Origin of the sequence: Pseudomonas sp. NFX98, from assembly GCF_047784845.1 — a bacterium.
GTDB lineage: Bacteria > Pseudomonadota > Gammaproteobacteria > Pseudomonadales > Pseudomonadaceae > Aquipseudomonas.
Window position 1 is genome coordinate 177494 of sequence record NZ_JBLNNF010000012.1, and the last position, 19216, is coordinate 196709.

Consider the following 19216-nt stretch of genomic DNA (forward strand, 5'->3'; position numbering starts at 1 on the left):
TCATGAAACTCGATGCTTTTGATCGCAAGATTCTCGCCGCGCTGCAACGAGATGGCCGTTTGAGCAATGTGCAACTGGCGGACGAGATCGGCCTGTCCGCGTCGCCCTGTTTGCGGCGGGTGCGGATGCTTGAAGAGGCCGGGGTGATTCGCGGTTATCAGGCCAATCTGGATCGCGATGAAGTCGGGCTCGGTTTGACGGTATTCGTCGGTGTGAAAGTCGAGCGCCACAACGACGAACAGGCCGAAGCTTTTCGCCTGGCAGTGACGGCATTGCCGGAGGTGATTTCGGCGTTTCTGGTGTCAGGGGAATCGGATTTTCTGTTGCAAGTGGTGGTGCCGGACCTGCGAGCCTATGATCGGTTTCTCACCGGACGCTTGTTGAAGTTGCCGGGCGTGAGCGATATCCGCAGCAACTTTGCGATTCATACGGTGAAGTCGCCGGGCGCGTTGCCGTTGGAGCATTTGCCTGTCTAAAGCGAAAAGATCGCAGCCTGCGCGGCAGCTCCTACAGGTGTTCACAAGACTTTGTAGGAGCTGCCGCAGGCTGCGATCTTTTGATCTGTTACATCTGCGTCGCCATTCCCTCCACATTCATCGCCGCCTGGCGCAATGCCTCGGAGCGGGTCGGGTGTGGGTGACAGGTCAAGGCGATGTCTTCGGCGGAAGCGCTGAACTCCATGGCCACGCAATACTCGCCAATCATTTCACTGACGCTCGGGCCGACCAGATGCACGCCGAGGATTTCGTCAGTGCGTTCATCGGCCAGCACTTTGGCGAAGCCTTCGGTTTCGTGATTGATCTTCGCCCGGCTGTTGGCGGTAAAGGGGAACTTGCCGACCTTATAGGCGCGGCCCTCGGCCTTCAATTGCTCCTCGGTTTTGCCGACGCTGGCCAGTTCCGGTTTGGTGTAGATCACGTTGGGAATCAACTCGTAGTTGACTTCGCCTGCCTTGCCGACGATCTGCTCGACGCAGGCCATGGCTTCATCCTCGGCCTTGTGCGCGAGCATCGGCCCGGACGTCACGTCGCCAATTACCCAGACGCCGGCGGCTTCGGTACGGTGGCCCTTGTTGGCGAGCATGCCGCGTTTGTCCGTGGCGAGGCCCACGTTCTCCAACCCCAAGCCCTGTGTATAAGGCCGGCGTCCGATGGACACCAGAACGTAATCGGCCTCCAGTATTTCAGCGGTGCCACCAGCGGCGGGTTCGACGCTGAGCTGAACGCCGGTAGCCGAGGTGGTGGCGCTGGTCACTTTCGAACTCAACTTGAAGCTGATGCCTTGCTTGCTCAAGGAACGTTGCAGGGTTTTGCCTGCTTCGCCGTCGACGCCAGGGCAGATTCGGTCGAGGAATTCGACGACCGTCACCTGTGCACCCAAGCGCCGCCACACCGAGCCCAACTCCAGCCCGATCACACCCGCGCCGATCACCACCAGATGCTTTGGCACTTCTGTCAGCGACAGCGCTCCGGTGGAGTCGAGGATGCGTTTGTTATCGATGTCCACGCCGGGCAGGGGAGTGGGCTCGGAGCCGGTGGCGATGATGATGTCCTTGGCGCTCAGTTCGGTCTTGCCGCCCGCGCTATCCGTCACCGTCACTTTGCCCGGTCCGTCGATGTGACCCCAGCCCTTGATCCAGTCGACCTTGTTTTTGCGAAAGAGAAACTCGATGCCCTTGGTCAACCCGGTCACGCTTTCGTCTTTCTGTTTCATCATCTGGAGAAGGTTGAGCGTCGGTTTGACTTCGATGCCCAGGCTGACGAATTCCGCGCCCATGGCCGCGTCGTAGAGTTCGGAGGCGTGCAGCAACGCTTTGGAAGGCATGCAGCCGACGTTCAGGCAGGTGCCGCCCAGGGTCGCGCGTCCTTCTACGCAAGCCGCTTTCAAGCCCAGTTGGCCGGCGCGTATCGCCGCGTTGTAACCGCCGGGGCCACCGCCCAGAATCACGACGTCATAAGTGCTCATGGATCTACTCCTGGAAAGGGGATCGGGAGGTGTAAAAGTAGTTCCTCAATAAAATTACGAACGTAATATGTGCGTTTTCACGCGTTTCGGTCAAGGCTTCAGCGAAGCGACAGGTTGGGCATCTTTAGATAGCGCAATAAAGTACGAAAATTTCACCGTTTTCGTTATATCGTAACGAATTGCCATGTGAGCAACGCTGAGCACTGGGGTGGTATGCAAGTCGATCTCGATGTAGAGGGGGCGCAGGTAGCGGAGCTGCCGCGATTCCAGCAGGCGGTTTTTCAAGGGCGGCGTTTGCGTCTGTTCGCCATTGGCTTCGGTGTGCTGGCGGCAGTGGGCCTGATGCTAGGGTTCTTTGTCGGGCTGTTTGCACCGCAGTCACTTTGGCCGGCGATGTTGTTCAATCAAAGCGCCGCGTTGCTGGTGTTGGTGGCTGGTCTGCAATCTGCCTGGTGGGTGACGCAATGGCGAGCGCGGGCGATGAGTCCGGTGCTGCCGGTGGTTGTCGAGCAAGCAGCCGAGGCGCCGGCGGGTTGGTATGAACGGCTGCTGGATCGCATGGGCCAGCGCTGGCTGAACCTGATCAAACAAATCGGTGCGCCGACGCTGTGGTTGGGCGGTTGGGCTTTAGTGGTTTTGCTCAGCGTCAAACAGGTCTGGAACCTTGGTTTACCACCCGCAGCGCTGGGCTTGTCGGCCACTGTCGGCGCGGCCCTGGCGTTGTTGCTGGCTTTCGGTTTGCTGGTGCTGGAGCGCCAACTGGCTCAGGAAAATACGGCCGCTTGGCCCGAAGCCGGAGCATTGGCGCAGCTGTCTCGCGTAGCGATCATCAGCCTGGTGCTTGGTGCGTTGTGCCTGTTGTTCGGCAGTGAAGCTTCGGTCTGGCCGGTGCGGCTGGCGGTAATGATCGGCCTGCTACCGGGACTGGTCGCGGTGGAGTTGTTGCTGCGCGCCGTGTTGTCATTGTTCAGTCCTCGCCGTGAACAGATCGAACCGACGTTGCTGGCACGCAGCTTCGTCGCGGACATGCTGCGTTGGCCACCACAGCCATTGCTGGCGTTGCAGCACGAATTGCACAACCGCTTCGGCATCGATCTGCGGCAGATCTGGGCATTCACTTACATGCGCCGGGCGTTTTTGCCGGTGCTGGCGGTGGTAGCGATCGTTGGTTGGTCCCTTACCGGCATCCACGAAATACCGTTGCAAGGGCGCGGAATCTACGAGCGTTTCGGCAAACCGGTGGCGGTGTTCGGCCCCGGTTTGCATGCGGGTTTACCTTGGCCATTGGGCCGGGTACTGAGCGTCGAGAATGGCGTGGTCCACGAATTGGCCACCAGTGTCGGCGATGCTTCCGCACCGATACAGGTTGCCCCCGCCGAAGGCCCGGCGCCGATCACGGCCAACCGCTTGTGGGACGCCAGCCATGTGAACGACAAATCCCAGGTCATCGCCAGCAGCCGTGCCGACAAGCAGAGCTTTCAGATCGTCAACATGGACGTGCGCTTCGTCTACCGTATTGGCCTGAGCGATCAGGCAGCGTTGGCGGCGACTTACAACAGTGCGGATGTGCCGACACTGATTCGCAGCACCGCCGGCCGAATTCTCGTTCACGATTTTGCTTCGCGGACCCTCGACGGTTTGCTCGGTGAGGACAGGGTAGGGCTCGCTGAAGAAATTGGCAGGGCCGTGCAGGCGGACCTGCTGAAGCTCGACAGCGGCGTGGAGATTCTCGCCACGGTGGTCGAAGCGATACATCCACCGGCCGGCGCAGCCAATGCCTATCACGGTGTGCAAGCGGCGCAGATTGGTGCCCAGGCGTTGATCTCCCGTGAGCGCGGAGCGGCGGCCGAAGCCACCAACCAGGCGCAATTGCAGGCCAGCATCGCTCGTGATCAGGCAACGGCCAGTGCCCGCGAAATCAATGCCAGTGCACAAGCGACGGACCTCAAGTTCAGCGCCGAGCAAAAGGCTTACGCCAGTGCTGGTCAGGCCTTTGTGTTGGAGCAATATCTCAGTCAACTTTCCCAAGGCTTGGCCAACGCCAAACTGCTGATCCTTGATCATCGCCTGGGCGGCAGCAGCAATGCGCCGACCATCGACCTCCGTACTTTCACGCTGCCGGTTGACCCTGCGCCGTCGCGTCAAACCGCCCAGCCAGGAGCTGCCCATTGAGCCAGTCGCACACTCATGATCACGATGATCACGCCGGCCACGATCACGGCCATGGCGGGCATCATCACCACGGTCACCATCATCACCATCACGGTGATCCGCAAGAAGCCGGCCCGTTTCCCTGGCGGCGCATGGGTTGGGCAGCGTTGCTGGTGGCATTCGCCGTTGCAGCCGCGAGCCTGGTGCAAGTGAGGTCGGGGGAGGCCACGGTGATTACCCGTTTTGGTAACCCGTCGCGGGTGTTGCTGGAGCCGGGTCTTGGCTGGCGTTGGCCGGCGCCTTTCGAAGCGGCGATCCCGGTTGACCTGCGATTGCGCACTACCTCCAGCGGTTTGCAGGACGTGGGCACGCGGGATGGTCTGCGCATCATCGTTCAGGCTTATGTGGCGTGGCAGGTGCAAGGCGATCCGGACAACGTGCAGCGCTTCATGCGCGCCGTGCAGAATCAGCCGGACGAAGCCGCACGGCAGATTCGTACCTTTATTGGTTCGGCACTGGAGACCACGGCCAGCAGTTTCGATCTGGCCAACCTAGTGAACACCGACGCCAGTCAGGTGCGTATTGCCGATTTTGAAGCGCAGCTGCGTCAGCAAATCGATCAGCAGTTACTTACCACTTACGGCGTGCGTGTGCTGCAAGTCGGCATCGAGCGGCTGACATTGCCATCGGTCACGCTCACCGCCACGGTCGATCGCATGCGTGCCGAGCGCGAAACCATCGCCACCGAACGCACCGCCATTGGCAAACGTGAAGCTGCGCAAATTCGTTCCGCCGCCGAGCGTGATGCGCGAATCGTACAAGCCGATGCCACCGTCAAAGCGGCTGACATCGAAGCGCAATCCCGCGTCGAAGCCGCACAGATTTACGGTCGTGCTTATGCGGGCTCGCCGCAGCTTTACAACCTGCTGCGTTCACTCGACACCTTGGGCACAGTCGTTACTCCGGGCACAAAACTGATTCTGCGCACCGATGCCGCACCATTCCGGGTTTTGGTTGACGGTCCGCCGAGCCTCGATAACAAGTCCGGATCGCAGCCATGAGTTTGGTTCCACGTGGAACAAATGAGCTTAGTAGCCCCTGGATTCAAGCCGGACGCTTGGCCTTTCTTGCGCTGTACGCGGTCACGGTGTTGGCTGCGTTGGCGTGGGTATTTTCCAATGTTCGGCAAATCGATCCGCAGAATCGCGCAGTGGTTTTGCACTTCGGTGCGCTGGATCGCATCCAGAATGCAGGGCTGTTGTTGGCCTGGCCGCGACCGTTTGAACAAGTGATTTTGTTGCCGGCAGCGGACCGGGTGATCGAGCGTCGCGTGGAGAATCTTCTGCGCAGTGATGCGGCGTTACAGGCCGATCGCGTAGCCAGTTTTGCCACTCCGATCAGCGATGCCCTGGCGGGCTCCGGTTACCTGTTGACCGGTGATGCCGGGGTAGTGCAACTCGATGTGCGGGTCTTCTACAAAGTTACCGATCCCTACGCCTTCGTGCTGCAAAGTGAACACGTGCTGCCGGCACTGGATCGCCTCGTCACCCGCAGCGCTGTGGCACTGACGGCGGCGCGTGATCTGGACGCCATTCTGGTCGCACGTCCGGAGCTTATCGGCGCCGATAATAAAGCGGCTGAAAGACGCGAACGCCTGCGCGGTGATCTTGTGCAAGGCATCAATCAACGGCTCGCGGAATTGGCCGCAACCGGACAAGGGCTGGGGATCGAAGTGGCGCGGGTCGATGTGCAATCGAGTTTGCCCGGCCCGGCGGTGAACGCGTTCAACGCGGTACTGACGGCCAGCCAGCAGGCCGACAAAGCCGTGGCCAATGCCCGCACCGAAGCCGAGAAACTGACCCAAACCGCCAACGAGCAAGCCGACCGCACGGTGCAAGTTGCCCACGCCCAGGCGAGTGAACGGTTGGCCAAAGCGTCGGCTGACACGGCGACGGTGTTGAGCTTGGCCAAAGCGCAACAACAAGGCACCGACCCGCAAATGTTGCTGCGAATCTACCGCGAGCGGATGCCGAAAATTCTGAATCAGGCTGGCTCGGTGACTACGGTCAATCCGAAAGACGATTCCCGCCTGATCATTCAGGGAGCTGCACAATGACTGCGCAAACCGCCGCTGCACCGAGTCTGTTGTCCTCGGCCGAACAACGCAGCGCCGCCCGCCAATTGACCCTGGCCATGCTCGCACTTGGCTTGCTGGCGCTCGGTTTGGCCTGGCGCTGGTTGTCGCCGGAGCAGACCGGCGTCAGCCAATTGCTGCTGGGTTTTGCTTCCTTGTTGGTGGCCGTGCCCGTGATGCGCTCGGCCTGGTATAGCCTGCGCTATCCGAGCTTGCACGGCATCACCGATCAGTTGATCGCGTTGGCCATGCTCGGTGCCTGGGCCACCGGCGATCTGCTCACGGCGGCTTTGCTGCCGATCATCATGATCTTCGGCCATGTGCTGGAAGAGCGCAGCGTGATCGGTTCGCAGGAGGCCATTCATGCCCTCGGCAAACTGACGCGCAGCCACGCTCGAAAGGTGCAGGCCGACGGTTCCATCATCGAAGTCGACAACGGCACGCTCAAGGCGGGTGACCATGTGGAAGTGCGCGCGGGTGATCGTGTGCCGGCGGATGGACGGGTGCTGTCCGGACAGGCGAGCCTGGACACCGCATCGATTACGGGCGAATCGGTGCCGATGGAGGCCGGTGTCGGCATGTCGGTGTTCGGTGGTGCGATCAACCTCGATGGCCTGCTGTGCATCGAAGTGACCCGTACCGGCCACGAGTCGACCCTCGGGAAAGTCATAGCGCTGATGCAAAACGCAGAGCGCTCCAAGCCACCGATCACGCGACTGCTCGAACGTTACGCCGGCAGCTACATGGTGCTGGTGTTGCTGCTGGCGGCGGTGACCTGGTTCATCACCAACGATGCCCAAGCCATGCTCGCGGTATTGGTGGCGGCGTGTCCGTGCGCATTGGTGTTGTCAGCACCGGCAACCGCAATTGCCGGCGTGGCAGTGGCAGCGCGGCACGGAATTCTGATCCGCAGTTCGGCGTTTCTCGAAGAGCTGGCGGACCTGACCTCGCTGGTCGTCGACAAGACCGGAACCCTGACCTTCGGCACGTTGCGCCTGCAATCGACCGAAAGTCCGCTGGAGGATCGTAGCCACGTGCTGAAACTGGCCGCCAGCCTCGGTTCCGCCAGTAGCCATCCGGTCAGCCGCGCGTTGGCCGGGCTGGTAACCCAAGAGCATTTTCTGCTGCTCTCGGATGTTCATGAGCGTCAGGGGCTGGGCGTGGTGGCGATGACGGAGCAGGGCGAGGCTGCACTCGGGCGACCTGAACTGTTCGCACAGTTGCAGATTCCCACCTCAGCGGTTCCCGAACACGACGGCCCGATTGCCGGGCTGGCGCTCAACGGTGAATTCCTCGCCTGGCTGTTACTGGCCGACAGCGTCAAACCCGAAGCCAGGTTTGCCCTGAGTGAGTTGCGCGACCTCGGATTGGGTCGGCAACTGTTGCTCACCGGTGACCGGCAAAGTGTCGCGCACACGCTGGCGCGGGATGTCGGCATCAGCGATGTCGAGGCGCAGGCCTTGCCCGAGGACAAGCTCAATCGCGTGCTGAAAGAAATCGGTAACGGATTCAGGCCTATGGTGGTGGGCGACGGCATCAATGATTCGCTGGCCCTCAAGGCCGGCGTGGTCGGCGTTGCCATGGGCGCGGGCGGTGCGGATATCGCGTTGGCCTCGGCCGACATCGTATTGATCGGCAGTGACTTGCGCCGCCTCGGCACCTGCGTGCGCTTGAGTCGCCAGTGCCGGCACACCTTGCAGGTCAACGTGATTATCGGTCTGGGCTGGACGGCGGCAATCGTTGCCTTCGCGGCCTTTGGCTGGCTCGGCGCGGCGGGAGCGATGATTGCCGCATTGCTGCATAACCTCAGCACTTTATTGGTGCTGGGGAATGCCGGGCGCCTGCTGCGGTTTCAGGAGCCATTGCTCAAGCTCAAAGACGAGGCCTGAGTGAAGTGAGTTTTTAGAACTGTTTGCTGTGTTCGCAGTCATCTAGGGTGAGGACACAGCAGTTTTTTGTGGGTTCGTGAGGGTGTTTGCAGCCTTGGGAATCATAGAAAACGGCTATTAAATCGATAGCCTGCTATTTTTCAAGGATGGTCTACCCTCTCATCAGACGTCTGAAACAAGGGGGATTATCCATGCTCGCGCAACTTCCACCGGCCTTACAGAATCTGCAATTGCCGCTTCGCTTGCGACTCTGGGACGGCCATGAATTCAATCTGGGGCCGACGCCCAGCGTCACGATTGTGGTCAAGGACCCACAAATGGTCACCCAGTTCACCCATCCCAGCCTGGACGCGCTCGGAGCGGCATTCGTCGAGGGCAAACTGGAGCTTGAGGGTTCCATCAGCGACGTGATCCGCGTCTGCGATGAATGGAGTCAGGCGCTGCTGGATGAGGATGACGACAGTCAGCCGGTGCGCACCCTCCACGACAAGGAGACTGACGCCAAGGCGATTTCCTATCACTACGACCTTTCCAACGCGTTCTATCAGCTGTGGCTCGACAGCGACATGGCGTATTCCTGCGCTTACTTCGAGACCGGCAGTGAAACCCTTGAACAGGCTCAGCAGGCAAAATTCCGCCATTTGTGCCGCAAATTGCGCCTGCAACCTGGCGAGTATTTGCTGGATGTTGGTTGTGGTTGGGGCGGGCTGGCGCGGTATGCGGCCCGTGAATTCGGCGCCAAAGTGTTCGGCATCACCCTCAGCAAGGAACAACTGGCCCTGGCCCGTGAACGCGTTAAAGCGGAAGGGCTGGAGGACATGGTCGAACTGCAACTGCTCGACTACCGCGATCTGCCCCAAGACGGACGCTTCGACAAAGTGGTCAGCGTCGGTATGTTCGAACACGTCGGTCATGCGAACCTGGCCGAGTACTGCAAAACCCTGTTCGGCGCGGTGAAAGAGGGCGGCCTGGTGATGAACCACGGGATCACCGCCAAACACACCGATGGCCGTCCGGTGGGACGCGGTGCCGGTGACTTCATCGAAAAGTATGTGTTCCCCAACGGCGAGCTGCCGCACCTGTCGATGATCTCTGCCGAGATCAGCGAAGCGGGGCTTGAGATCGTCGATGTCGAAAGTCTGCGCCTGCACTACGCACGCACGCTGGACCACTGGAGCGAGCGCCTTGAAGACAACCTTGAGGCCGCGGGGAAACTGGTGCCGGAACAAGCGTTGCGCATCTGGCGCCTGTACCTGGCGGGTTGCGCCTATGCGTTTGCCAAGGGCTGGATCAACTTGCACCAGATCCTTGCGGTGAAGGCTCATCCCGATGGCAGCCACGAACTGCCATGGACCCGCGACGATATCTACACGCCTTAAAGAATCGGCGAAATGAGCCGGGCGACCCGCATGCCGACCTTTTGCAGGCGGTGGGTCTCCCGGCCTTCGTCCTTGGCGATTTCGTGAGCCTGGGCGAAGTCATCGTTGAGCATCTGTTCCACCTTGGCGGCGAACACGCTGTCGACGGTCAACAACATCACCTCGAAATTCAGCCGGAACGAACGGTTGTCCATGTTGGCGCTGCCAATGGCGCTGATTTCGTTGTCGATCAACACCACTTTCTGATGCAGGAAACCGGGTTCGTAACGGAACACCCGCACGCCCGCGCGCACCGCTTCAAAGGCATACAGGCTGGAGGCTGCGTAAACGATCCGGTGATCGGGCCGTGACGGCAGCAAGATCCGCGCATCGACACCGCGCAGTACCGCCAGGCGCAATGCCGCAAATACCGCTTCGTCGGGGATGAAATACGGGCTGGTGATCCATACCCGTTCAGTTGCTGCGTGGATGGCTTCGACGAAGAACAGTGAACAGGTCTCGTAGGAATCTGCCGGTCCACTGGCGAGCAATTGGCACAATACGCCGTCGTCCGGATAGACCTCCGGCAGGATCAACGGCGGCAGCGAGCGGGCCGCCCAGAACCAGTCTTCGGCGAAGGACTCCTGCATACAGGCGACCACCGGCCCGCGTACTTGCACATGGGTATCGCGCCAAGGCGCGAGAGGCGGCTTCTCGCCCATGTATTCATCGCCGACGTTGTGTCCGCCAACGAAGCCGAGAATGCCGTCGACCACGACGATCTTGCGGTGATTGCGGAAGTTGACCTGGAAACGGTTGAGCCAGCCGCTGCGGGTCGCAAAGGCTTTGACCTCGACGCCACCATCGCGCAACGGCTGCACATAACTGTGGGGCAGGGAATGGCCGCCGATGCGGTCGTAAAGCAGATAGATCGCCACGCCTTCAGCGGCTTTTTCCAGCAGCAGCTTATGCAGCCGTTGGCCGAGGCGATCATCGTGAATGATGAAGAACTGGATCAGTACCGCTTCTTTGGCTTGGCGGATGGCATCAAAAATCGCATCGAAGGTCGCCCGGCCATTGATCAGTAGGTGCACTTCGTTGTTTGCCAGGCAGGGCATGCGTCCGAGTTTCGGCATCGCCCTCAGGGATGCATAAGCGTTGGATGCACGAGCGGTCAGCGCTTCCTCGACCCACGGCCGCCAGTTGAGCTCGGAGATGGCCTTGCGCATTTCTTCGTTGGCTTGGCGCCGCGCCTTGATGTAGCCGTCGAAGGTACTGCGGCCGAACACCAGATAGGGGATGAGTGTCAGGTAAGGCATGAACACCAGGGACAGGGCCCATGCGATCGAGCCTTGGGCGGTCCGAACGGTCAACACGGCATGGATCGCGGCGATCGTGCCCAGGGAGTGCAGTAGTGCGATGGTATAGCCGAAGATATGCGGTCCGAAATAATCCATGGGGGCAGCCTTGCTCCTGAAGATTCAATGCTTAACAGACCATGTTCCGGGCAGAATGTCGCTATTTAATTGGCCCATGAACCGAAGCCCGCGGCTGACGTCTAACGGCCACTACTGATCAGGAGTTACACGATGAACGTTCGTCTGCTGGGTTTGGCCATTACGCTGGGTTTGGCACTTCCTGTGGCCGCTCAGGCGCAGATGTTGCAGCCGGGTTTGTGGGAATTGACCACCAGCAACATGAAGGTCGATGACCAGAACTTGCCGGATCTGCAACTGATCCTCGGTCAAATACAAAGCCAGATGACCCCAGAACAGCGTGCGCAACTGGAGAAACAGGGCATCACCATGGGCGGCAAAGGGATTCGCGCGTGCCTGACGCCAGAGCAGGTCAAAAGCGACAATATTCCGCTGACCGACCCGCAATCGGGCTGCAAGCAGGAAATCACCGATCGCACCGGCAACCAGTGGAAATTCCGCTTCAGCTGCCCGAAAGCGCAGGGTGCGGGTGTCGCTACGTTCCTCAGTGACCGTGAGTTCACCACCAAGGTCAACGGCACGTTCAATGCCACCGGCATCAATCAGAAGGGTAGCCTCGAGAGTCGCGCCGTGTGGTTGGGTCAAGATTGCGGCACGGTCAAGCCACGCGCTTAAAACCTCGCAGGCAAGCTGCGCTCCCACGGGTCAGATCAACCCCGTGGGAGCGCGCCTATTGAGCTCAACCACTCACACACCGCATCAACCTTCATCCTGCCGAAATCCTCCCCGCTGCGACTGCGCACACTGACAAATTCGCCAGCCTTTTCCTTCTCGCCGACCACCACCAGGTACGGCACCGTCTGACTGTGATGGCGAATCTTGTAGCGGACCTTTTCGTTGCGCAGATCTGCGAGGGCGCGCACACCGCTGCGGCGCAGACGCTCGGTGACCGCATGGGCGTAGGTTGTCTGCCGGTCATCCATGCTGACGACCATCACGTGGGGCGGCAGGCGCCACTGTTGCAGTTCCTGGTGGCTGGACCAGCACGTGCCATAGATGCGTTGTTGCAGAGTGCCGTTGATGTGATCGAGGGCAAATGCCTGCAACACCTTGGTGGTGGGCACATGCGGTCCCGTCGTCAAATATTCGGTGTCGCCAAGGCGATACAACGACAGGGTCTCGGAATGCGTCGACGCAGAGGGCGTCTGGCGTCGGCGGATCGAATGATTGGTCGCCGCCAGTGATTGCATGCGTGCTTCGATCAGCGGCAGGTCAGTCGACGACAACGGGCGCTCGACATCAAACTCGCAATAGAACCCGTCACCCAGTACCGAGCCCGTGCGCAATTGCGCGTGGGCGTGCAGTTGCTTGACCGCCATCGCCAGCATCAGCGAACAGGAGCGTCTCAGGATCTCCAACCCGTCGGGCTCTTGTGGCGTCACGATGCTGACCCGGGCATCGGCCCGGATCATGAATTCACAGTCCACCAACACGCCGTCCACCCGACCCGCTACCGCAGCGTTGGCCAGCCCGGGGCCAATACTCGCGGCAACTTCATGTACGGACAGCGGTTGATCGTATTCTCGCAATGAACCATCGGGCAGGGTGATCTGGATCATGATTGTTGTTCTCGAATGCTTCGATCACACGCACTAGCGGATAAACCTTAGAACCAAACCCGGGCCGCTGTCATGTAGACATTTGTCGTGCCCGTTTAAAACTCGTTGTGCAGGGCTTTGTAGCCGCGCACCAGGTCGACAATTTACGGATCATGGCTTGCTCAACGCGTTGTACAGGGTATTGAGGTTGTATTCGAACAACCCGGTAAAGGTACTCGCCGGACCACTCGCCGCGAGCGCATCCGAGTACAGGGTGCCGCCAATCCGGGCGCCGCTTTCGTCGGCGATCTGCTTGAGCAGACGCGCGTCCTTGATGTTTTCCATGAACACCGCTTTGACCTTGGCCTGACGGATCTGAGTAATCAGCGCAGCGACTTCGCTAGCCGAAGGTTCGCGTTCGGTGGACAGCCCCTGCGGCGCCATGAAGTCGATGCCATAGGCCTGACCGAGGTAACCGAAGGCATCATGGGAGGTTACGATCTTGCGGTTGCCCGGTGGCAACGAACCGAGTTTGGCCTTGGCTTCCGCGAGCAGGGCATGGATCTGTTTCAGGTAAGCCTGACTGTTGCGCTGGTAGTCGTCCTTGTTGGCCGGATCGGCAGCGATCAATGCCTTGGTGATGTTGCTGACGTACAACTCGGAGTTCGCCAGATTGTGCCAGGCGTGCGGATCGGGAACGGTTTCGCCGTCTTCATCCAGATCGCGCGGAATGACGCCGTGGCTTGCGCTGATCACTGGCGCTTTGGTTTCGGTACTGGTTACCAGGCGATCAAGCCATGGTTCGAATCCCAGGCCGTTCTTGATGATCAGTTTTGCCTTCAACAGAGCTTGGGCGTCGTCCGGTGTCGGCTCGTATGTGTGGGCGTCGGCGTCGGGGCCGACCATGTTGGTAATCTGGATGTGATCACCACCGACCTGATGCGTCATGTCGGCGAGGATACTGAAACTGGTGACCACCTGAAGTTTTTCAGCGGCAGACAGCGACATCGACAGCATCAAACTGAACAGCACGAGTAAAGCGCGCATCGGCAAAAACCTCATTGGGATGTGAGCAAAGGTGGCCGACGCAGCAAACCGTGCACCGGCCCGAACACCACGGACAGCAGATACCAACCGCCAGCGACCAGCACGATGGCCGGGCCGCTGGGCAGCGAGTAATGGAACGACAGCAACAAACCGAGCCACACCGAGAGACTGCCGAGCAGCGCGGCAATGGCTATCAATACCGGCAAGCGTCGGCTCCAGAAGCGTGACGCGGCGGCGGGCAGCATCATCAGCCCGACCACCATCAAAGCGCCGATGGCCTGGAAACCGATCACCAGGTTCAGCACCACCAGCGTCAGGAAGACGCCATGGGCCAGGGGACCGAGGCGGCTCACGGTTCGCAGAAAGAGTGGGTCGAGGGTGTCGAGCAACAGGGGGCGGTAGATCAGCAGCATGGCGATCAGGCTCACTCCGCAGACCCAAAGCATGCCCGTGAGGGTCGGGCCATCGACTGCCAATGCCGAGCCGAACAGCAGGTGCAACAAGTCCAGACGTTTGCCGGCGATGCCGAGAATCAGCACACCGCTGGCCAGGGAAATCGGGTAGATCGCCGCGAGGCTGGCGTCCTCTCGCAGGCCGGTGCGACGGGTGATCCAGGCTGCGAGTCCGGCCATGCTCAGGCCGGCACCAAGGCCGCCAAGGGTGAGGGCGGGAAGGCTCAAACCGGCAAACCAGAACCCCAATGCCGCGCCGGGCAAAATGCCGTGCGCCACCGCATCGCCGATCAGGCTCATCCGTCGCAGGATCAGAAACACGCCCAGCGGTGCTGTACTGCAGGCCAGTACCAGACCGCCGAGCAGCGCCCGACGCATGAACACGAACTCGTGGAACGGTTGCCAAAGTTGAGCGGCGGCAAGCATCAGGCCACCTGCGCTTGCGGCTGCTGCTGGATCAGATCGCTGCTCGCTCCAAAGACGCAGCCACTGCTTTTGATGAGCAGTGTGTTCGGAATGTGATGGCGAACGGCGGCCAGATCGTGGCACACGACAATCAGGGTTTTGCCTTCTGCATGCCAAGCGTGGAGGTGTTTCCACAGCAGTACCTGACCAAGTTCATCGAGCGCGGCATGGGGTTCGTCGAGTAGTAGCAGAGGTGCTTCAGCGAGACTCAAACGAGCGAGCAGGGCGCGTTGCAATTCGCCGCCGGAGAGGGCCATCAACGGGCGTTGTTCCCGGCCACTCAGGCACCAATCGTCGAGGACCGATTCGAGGCGTTGGCGACGCTGTTCCGGCGATTGTTTGCTGCCCCAGAAACCAGCGGCGACCAACTCTTGAAGGCTGATAGGGAATTGGCGGTCCAAATGCTGCTGCTGTGGCATGAACGACAGTCCGCCCTTGCGTGGCGCGTCCACCAGAATTTTTCCCGCGAGTGGCTTTTGCAGGCCGGCGATGACTTTCAACAGGCTGCTTTTCCCACTGCCGTTGGCGCCGATCACGGCGGTCATACTTCCCTTCGGTAGCTCGATATCGAGGGGCGGTGTCAGTGGCTGACCCGGAGCGCCCCAACGCAAACTCTGACAACGAATCATGCGACCTCCCGGTTCCATCGACTCTCGGCGACCGCGTCGTGGGCGTGAAGGCTTTCAGCGTGGACCACTCGTATGTGAAATCCGTTGATACCGGGTGAACGCTTCAGGGCCAGGTTCAAGCGTCGGGCAGCGTCTTCACAGAACATCAGGTTCTGTCCGTTGGCGAGGGCGAAGGCTTGTTCGTCGGCGCGCTTCACGGCGGTTTGTACGGCGGTGCCGAGGGCTACTTCGGCATCGTTGATCAGTGCGATCAGCGGTAACTCGTCCAGATAGTCATCCAGATGCAGACGTAATTGCGCGGAGCTGCGTTGACTGTGCGGCGTGGCGACGATGCCCTTAGGGGAGCCGAGCCAGGCCAATACCTCAGCGTGATGCAAAGCGCGATTGGCAAAATCATCGACGAATTGCTGCTGAATCAGTTGCCGGGAAAGCGCCGCTGAGCAAGGGCACGTTGAGGAATAAGGCACGTCGATTTTTAGTTCCACGTGGAACATAGCGTTTTTCAGATGTGCTTCGATGCTTACGGGATAGGTCTTCCAGCCAGCCAGCGGACTGATCAGGGCTGGTCTTTTCAGCAATAAATCGGTGTGAATGTTCAGATAAGCGTTGCTTGAAAGTCCTTCATGACTGTTCAGGAAGCTCTGTAGCACCCGTCGAAGCAGAGCGGGCGAAAGGGTTTCCTGCTCCAGCATTTCCAACGCCAGGTAGAGCCGCGACATATGAATGCCGCGTGCCTCGCCGTCGTCGAGGCTCACGCCGGCATCGGCCGTCGCGGGCAGTCTTTGGCCATCGAGCAAAACAGGAAGAGAAATGCCACACATGCCCACCCACTCCAGTGGCAGGGCTTGGCGTGAAGCCTGCGCGGCGATATCCGGCAGAGTCAGCGCATTCATGAGCAGGTCCATCGGTGAGTTGATTTTGTATGTTATGTTATAACAACAAAATTGACGATGCCTTTTTCATGAACAGATTTTCATTTCTCACATAGCCGCAGAAACTGAAATGTTCCGCGCCTAACAACCGGCAATTCGGCTGCAAGTGAACTTGGCGCTGCTGCCACCGGAACTGGAAAACCGGTTGATCGTGGTCCAGCCAACGCGCCGGTTATAGCCGACCCAGGCTTCACCGTCGGAAGCGATGCCGGTGAAAAACGTCAGCTGGCCATAGCGGCTGTTGGTCTGCGCCCAGTAGCGTTTTCCGGCCGCTTCGAAGCCCCGCAAGTAAATCGTACTCCCGACAGTGTTGACGCTGTAGGCGTTGCCCTCGCCATCCACGCAGGCCAGTAAGTTGGCGCTGCGGGTGCAGTTGGCCAGCGCTGGAATTTGCGGCCAGGCATCGGCCGTACCCAGCAGTGCAATGCTCAACAGCGCCAGTTTCAGGGCATTGCGCATAGCGTTTCTCACCAACGGGAAGGTCTCCAGCATCGTGCGCTTTAACGTTGTGGGCAAGAGGGAGTGGCTTGATTGTGTTGTTATACTATAACATAAAAAACAAGCCCGACGATTTGACCGGGTACCTTGTGAGGAACATCTGATGCCCAATCGTCTACCCGTTACCGTCCTGTCGGGCTTTCTTGGTGCCGGAAAAAGTACACTTCTCAATTACGTACTACGTAATAGAGATAATTTGCGGGTCGCTGTCATCGTCAACGACATGAGTGAAATCAACATCGACGGCAGTGAAGTCCAGCGTGATGTCAGCCTCAATCGCGCCGAAGAAAAACTCGTGGAAATGAGTAACGGCTGCATCTGCTGCACCTTGCGCGAAGACTTGCTGGAGGAAGTGAGCAAGCTCGCCCGGGAAGGTCGTTTTGATTATCTGCTGATCGAATCAACCGGTATTGCCGAACCGCTGCCAGTGGCGGAGACGTTTACGTTTCGCGACGAAAACGGCCAGAGCCTCACCGACATCGCCCGTCTCGACACCATGGTGACCGTGGTCGATGGCATGAATTTCCTGCTCGACTACCAGGCCGCCGAGAGCCTCGCTTCCCGTGGCGAAACACTGGGTGAAGACGACGAGCGCTCGATTACTGACCTGTTGATCGAGCAGGTCGAGTTCGCCGACGTCATCCTGATCAGCAAGATCGACCTGATCAGCAGCCGCGAGCGTCAGGAGCTGATCGCGATACTTGAACGGCTCAACGCCCAGGCGGAAATCATCCCGATGGTCATGGGTGAAGTGCCGCTGGAGAAAATCCTCAACACCGGTTATTTCGACTTCGAAAAAGCCGCTCAGGCGCCGGGCTGGTTGCGAGAACTACGCGGTGCACATGTACCGGAAACCGAAGAGTACGGTATCGCCTCCAGCGCTTACCGTGCGCGCCGACCGTTCCATCCACAGCGCTTCTTCAGCTTCCTCGACCGGCCATGGGTGAACGGAAAACTGCTGCGCTCCAAAGGGTTTTTCTGGTTGGCGAGCAAGCACATGGATGCCGGGAGCTGGTCACAGGCCGGTGGTTTGATGCGCCATGGTTTCGCCGGACGCTGGTGGCGTTTCGTGCCGAAGAATCAGTGGCCGCAGGATGAGGAGAGCACCGCCGCGATCATGGAGAACTGGACCGCTGACACCGGTGATTGCCGACAGGAACTGGTGTTCATCGGCCAGAACATCGACTTCGCGCAGCTCACTGCCGAACTCGATGATTGTCTGCTGACAGATGAAGAAATGGCACTGGGTGTCGAGGGCTGGCGATTGCTGCCTGACCCATTCGGCCCTTGGTACGAAGACGCCGCGTGACGCCTCAAGGCTTGAGCCAGGTTCCCTGGCTCTGGGCTTCGCAAAACGGCTTCAGATACGCTGCATCCGTGGCTACGCCGTAATAGTGAATATCCTGCCGGTAAGGCATATTGGCGACTTGGGCGTTGCTGCACACACCGAACGCCCCGCTTGGGCATTGGTCGACGTACTGCACCTCGACCTTCTGCCCGGCCAGTTTCGGCTGGCAGAAACCGTCGGCGAAGAGTTTTTCCGGGATGTTGCGGTTCTGTTGGCAGACTTTCACGTCAAGCCGTTCCGCCTGGCTGTGGACGACGCAGGCCTGGGCCAGCGCTTCGCCGCAGGGCAGAATCAGTAGCAACGAAAATCCCATCCACCGCATCCTAACCTCCCAAGACACCTTCGATCATGTTGCAGAACATACCCACCCACGTCATCGCCGGGCCATTGGGGGCCGGCAAGACCAGCCTGATTAGGCACCTGCTGGCGCAGCGTCCCGCGGGTGAGCGCTGGGCGGTATTGATCAACGAGTTCGGCCAGATCGGCCTCGATGCCGCGTTGCTGACCCGTGACGCCGATGGTATCGCACTGGGCGAAGTCGCCGGGGGCTGTTTGTGTTGCGTCAATGGTGCGCCGTTTCAGATTGGGCTCGGTCGTTTGCTGCGCAAGGCACGGCCGGATCGATTGTTCATCGAGCCTTCGGGGCTGGGGCATCCGGTGCAGCTCTTGCAGCAGTTAAGCGAGGCGCCGTGGCAAGGCGTCCTGAATGTGCAACCCAGCGTGCTGGTACTGGATGCGCAGGCGCTCATCGCGGGCAAGCCGCTGCCTGCGGCGCAACAGGAGGCGCTGAACAGCGCGGGTCTGTTGCTGATGAACAAATCTGAAGGTCTTGAGGACGGTGATCGCCAGCGGATTGCTGAATCGTTGCCGGTACGTCCTTTGTATTGGACACAAGAAGCCGTGTTGCCATTGAGCGAGTTGCCCGGTTTTGAGGCGCGGGCGGTGGCGGGTGTGGATAACTTTGTGATGCCCAAGAGCCTGGCGCAGCTTCCGGCGATCTGGAGCGACCCGACGCTGCCGATTTGTTTAAGTCAGGCGCAGGAGGGCGGTTGGAGTATCGGATGGCGCTGGCATCCGAGCCAGACCTTCGATGCGGCATTTGTCGGCCGGTGGCTGGAAGGCCTTGTGTGGCGGCGGGCGAAGCTGGTTATCCATAGTAGCGGTGGCTGGGTTTCGGCCAATGCGTTGGATAACTCGGTGTTGACGTGGCAGCCCAGCGAATGGCGGCAGGACTCGCGAGTCGAGTTGATTTTCAGTGAGCCGCAGGATGTGGAATTGTTGCAAAGAGGCCTGGCCGACTGCCGGTCGATCTGA

18 protein-coding genes are annotated in these 19216 nt (G+C 59.9%); 9 read left to right on the plus strand and 9 right to left on the minus strand.

Annotated elements, in window-relative coordinates:
* The first annotated feature begins 2 nt into the window (after positions 1-2).
* Positions 3-476, plus strand: a complete 474-nt coding sequence (locus ACM110_RS17815; protein WP_416128795.1) for an Lrp/AsnC family transcriptional regulator — start codon at positions 3-5, stop codon at positions 474-476.
* A gap of 88 nt (positions 477-564) precedes the next feature.
* Here ACM110_RS17815 and lpdA read toward each other — a convergent pair whose 3' ends face one another.
* Positions 565-1965 (minus strand): dihydrolipoyl dehydrogenase, encoded by a 1401-nt coding sequence (gene lpdA / locus ACM110_RS17820; protein WP_416128796.1) that lies wholly within the window; start codon positions 1963-1965, stop codon positions 565-567.
* Positions 1966-2178: 213 nt separating this feature from the next.
* Here lpdA and hflK (ACM110_RS17825) point away from each other — a divergent pair, with 213 nt between their 5' ends.
* The 5 genes from hflK (ACM110_RS17825) to cfaB all read left to right on the plus strand — a co-directional run bounded on the left by hflK (ACM110_RS17825) (position 2179) and on the right by cfaB (position 9518).
* Positions 2179-4137 carry a protease modulator HflK gene (gene hflK / locus ACM110_RS17825; RefSeq protein WP_416128823.1) on the plus strand — a complete coding sequence of 653 codons (1959 nt, stop codon included), beginning with the start codon at positions 2179-2181 and terminating at the stop codon, positions 4135-4137.
* Positions 4134-5177 (plus strand): protease modulator HflC, encoded by a 1044-nt coding sequence (gene hflC, locus ACM110_RS17830; protein WP_416128797.1) that lies wholly within the window; start codon positions 4134-4136, stop codon positions 5175-5177. Before hflK (ACM110_RS17825) ends, hflC begins: the two co-directional genes overlap by 4 nt.
* A complete protein-coding gene (hflK, locus tag ACM110_RS17835; protein WP_416128798.1) occupies positions 5174-6232 on the plus strand; it encodes a protease modulator HflK in 1059 nt (352 codons plus the stop codon). Before hflC ends, hflK (ACM110_RS17835) begins: the two co-directional genes overlap by 4 nt.
* Complete coding sequence (locus tag ACM110_RS17840; protein WP_416128799.1) at positions 6229-8139, plus strand: heavy metal translocating P-type ATPase; 1911 nt, start codon at positions 6229-6231, stop codon at positions 8137-8139. Before hflK (ACM110_RS17835) ends, ACM110_RS17840 begins: the two co-directional genes overlap by 4 nt.
* 191 nt (positions 8140-8330) lie before the next feature.
* Complete coding sequence (gene cfaB / locus ACM110_RS17845) at positions 8331-9518, plus strand: C17 cyclopropane fatty acid synthase CfaB (RefSeq protein ID WP_416128800.1); 1188 nt, start codon at positions 8331-8333, stop codon at positions 9516-9518.
* Here the strand turns inward: cfaB and cls are convergent.
* Entirely contained in the window at positions 9515-10954 is a 1440-nt protein-coding gene (gene cls, locus ACM110_RS17850; RefSeq protein ID WP_416128801.1) for a cardiolipin synthase, read from the minus strand. The genes cfaB and cls overlap by 4 nt on opposite strands.
* Positions 10955-11086: 132 nt before the next feature.
* On the opposite strand from cls, the gene ACM110_RS17855 reads away from it, so the two are divergent.
* Positions 11087-11608 carry a DUF3617 domain-containing protein gene (locus tag ACM110_RS17855; protein WP_338583939.1) on the plus strand — a complete coding sequence of 174 codons (522 nt, stop codon included), beginning with the start codon at positions 11087-11089 and terminating at the stop codon, positions 11606-11608.
* Positions 11609-11643: 35 nt separating this feature from the next.
* Here the strand turns inward: ACM110_RS17855 and ACM110_RS17860 are convergent, their stop codons facing one another.
* From ACM110_RS17860 to ACM110_RS17885, 6 genes are all read right to left on the minus strand, one after another.
* Positions 11644-12552 (minus strand): His/Gly/Thr/Pro-type tRNA ligase C-terminal domain-containing protein, encoded by a 909-nt coding sequence (locus ACM110_RS17860; protein WP_416128802.1) that lies wholly within the window; start codon positions 12550-12552, stop codon positions 11644-11646.
* Between the two features lie 150 nt (positions 12553-12702).
* Complete coding sequence (locus tag ACM110_RS17865) at positions 12703-13578, minus strand: metal ABC transporter substrate-binding protein (RefSeq protein ID WP_416128803.1); 876 nt, start codon at positions 13576-13578, stop codon at positions 12703-12705.
* A gap of 11 nt (positions 13579-13589) precedes the next feature.
* Positions 13590-14456, minus strand: coding sequence for a metal ABC transporter permease (locus tag ACM110_RS17870; RefSeq protein WP_416128804.1), 867 nt, complete (start codon positions 14454-14456; stop codon positions 13590-13592).
* Complete coding sequence (locus ACM110_RS17875) at positions 14456-15124, minus strand: metal ABC transporter ATP-binding protein (RefSeq protein WP_416128805.1); 669 nt, start codon at positions 15122-15124, stop codon at positions 14456-14458. The genes ACM110_RS17870 and ACM110_RS17875 overlap by 1 nt, the downstream gene beginning before the upstream one ends.
* Positions 15121-16017 (minus strand): GTP cyclohydrolase FolE2, encoded by an 897-nt coding sequence (gene folE2, locus ACM110_RS17880; RefSeq protein WP_416128824.1) that lies wholly within the window; start codon positions 16015-16017, stop codon positions 15121-15123. Before folE2 ends, ACM110_RS17875 begins: the two co-directional genes overlap by 4 nt.
* Positions 16018-16137: 120 nt before the next feature.
* Positions 16138-16515, minus strand: coding sequence for a glutamine synthetase (locus ACM110_RS17885; protein WP_416128806.1), 378 nt, complete (start codon positions 16513-16515; stop codon positions 16138-16140).
* A 142-nt stretch (positions 16516-16657) separates the two neighbouring features.
* Between ACM110_RS17885 and zigA the strand changes: the two genes are divergently transcribed.
* The gene (zigA, locus tag ACM110_RS17890) at positions 16658-17863 is read left to right on the plus strand and encodes a zinc metallochaperone GTPase ZigA (RefSeq protein ID WP_416128807.1); all 1206 of its coding nucleotides are present in this window, start codon (positions 16658-16660) and stop codon (positions 17861-17863) included.
* 4 nt (positions 17864-17867) lie between these two features.
* Here zigA and ACM110_RS17895 read toward each other — a convergent pair whose 3' ends face one another.
* Entirely contained in the window at positions 17868-18224 is a 357-nt protein-coding gene (locus tag ACM110_RS17895; RefSeq protein WP_416128808.1) for an NADH:ubiquinone oxidoreductase, read from the minus strand.
* Between the two features lie 26 nt (positions 18225-18250).
* On the opposite strand from ACM110_RS17895, the gene ACM110_RS17900 reads away from it, so the two are divergent.
* Complete coding sequence (locus ACM110_RS17900) at positions 18251-19216, plus strand: CobW family GTP-binding protein (RefSeq protein WP_416128809.1); 966 nt, start codon at positions 18251-18253, stop codon at positions 19214-19216.

What these genes read in the sequence shown, in the direction of transcription:
- ACM110_RS17815 (WP_416128795.1), top strand. Translation starts at nt 3, where the DNA reads ATGAAACTCGATGCTTTTGATCGCAAGATTCTCGCCGCGCTGCAACGA.
- lpdA (WP_416128796.1), bottom strand. Translation starts at nt 1,965, where the DNA reads ATGAGCACTTATGACGTCGTGATTCTGGGCGGTGGCCCCGGCGGTTAC.
- hflK (WP_416128823.1), top strand. Translation starts at nt 2,179, where the DNA reads ATGCAAGTCGATCTCGATGTAGAGGGGGCGCAGGTAGCGGAGCTGCCG.
- hflK (WP_416128798.1), top strand. Translation starts at nt 5,174, where the DNA reads ATGAGTTTGGTTCCACGTGGAACAAATGAGCTTAGTAGCCCCTGGATT.
- ACM110_RS17840 (WP_416128799.1), top strand. Translation starts at nt 6,229, where the DNA reads ATGACTGCGCAAACCGCCGCTGCACCGAGTCTGTTGTCCTCGGCCGAA.
- cfaB (WP_416128800.1), top strand. Translation starts at nt 8,331, where the DNA reads ATGCTCGCGCAACTTCCACCGGCCTTACAGAATCTGCAATTGCCGCTT.
- cls (WP_416128801.1), bottom strand. Translation starts at nt 10,954, where the DNA reads ATGGATTATTTCGGACCGCATATCTTCGGCTATACCATCGCACTACTG.
- ACM110_RS17855 (WP_338583939.1), top strand. Translation starts at nt 11,087, where the DNA reads ATGAACGTTCGTCTGCTGGGTTTGGCCATTACGCTGGGTTTGGCACTT.
- ACM110_RS17860 (WP_416128802.1), bottom strand. Translation starts at nt 12,552, where the DNA reads ATGATCCAGATCACCCTGCCCGATGGTTCATTGCGAGAATACGATCAA.
- ACM110_RS17865 (WP_416128803.1), bottom strand. Translation starts at nt 13,578, where the DNA reads ATGCGCGCTTTACTCGTGCTGTTCAGTTTGATGCTGTCGATGTCGCTG.
- ACM110_RS17870 (WP_416128804.1), bottom strand. Translation starts at nt 14,456, where the DNA reads ATGCTTGCCGCCGCTCAACTTTGGCAACCGTTCCACGAGTTCGTGTTC.
- ACM110_RS17875 (WP_416128805.1), bottom strand. Translation starts at nt 15,124, where the DNA reads ATGATTCGTTGTCAGAGTTTGCGTTGGGGCGCTCCGGGTCAGCCACTG.
- folE2 (WP_416128824.1), bottom strand. Translation starts at nt 16,017, where the DNA reads ATGAATGCGCTGACTCTGCCGGATATCGCCGCGCAGGCTTCACGCCAA.
- ACM110_RS17885 (WP_416128806.1), bottom strand. Translation starts at nt 16,515, where the DNA reads ATGCGCAATGCCCTGAAACTGGCGCTGTTGAGCATTGCACTGCTGGGT.
- zigA (WP_416128807.1), top strand. Translation starts at nt 16,658, where the DNA reads ATGCCCAATCGTCTACCCGTTACCGTCCTGTCGGGCTTTCTTGGTGCC.
- ACM110_RS17895 (WP_416128808.1), bottom strand. Translation starts at nt 18,224, where the DNA reads ATGCGGTGGATGGGATTTTCGTTGCTACTGATTCTGCCCTGCGGCGAA.
- ACM110_RS17900 (WP_416128809.1), top strand. Translation starts at nt 18,251, where the DNA reads ATGTTGCAGAACATACCCACCCACGTCATCGCCGGGCCATTGGGGGCC.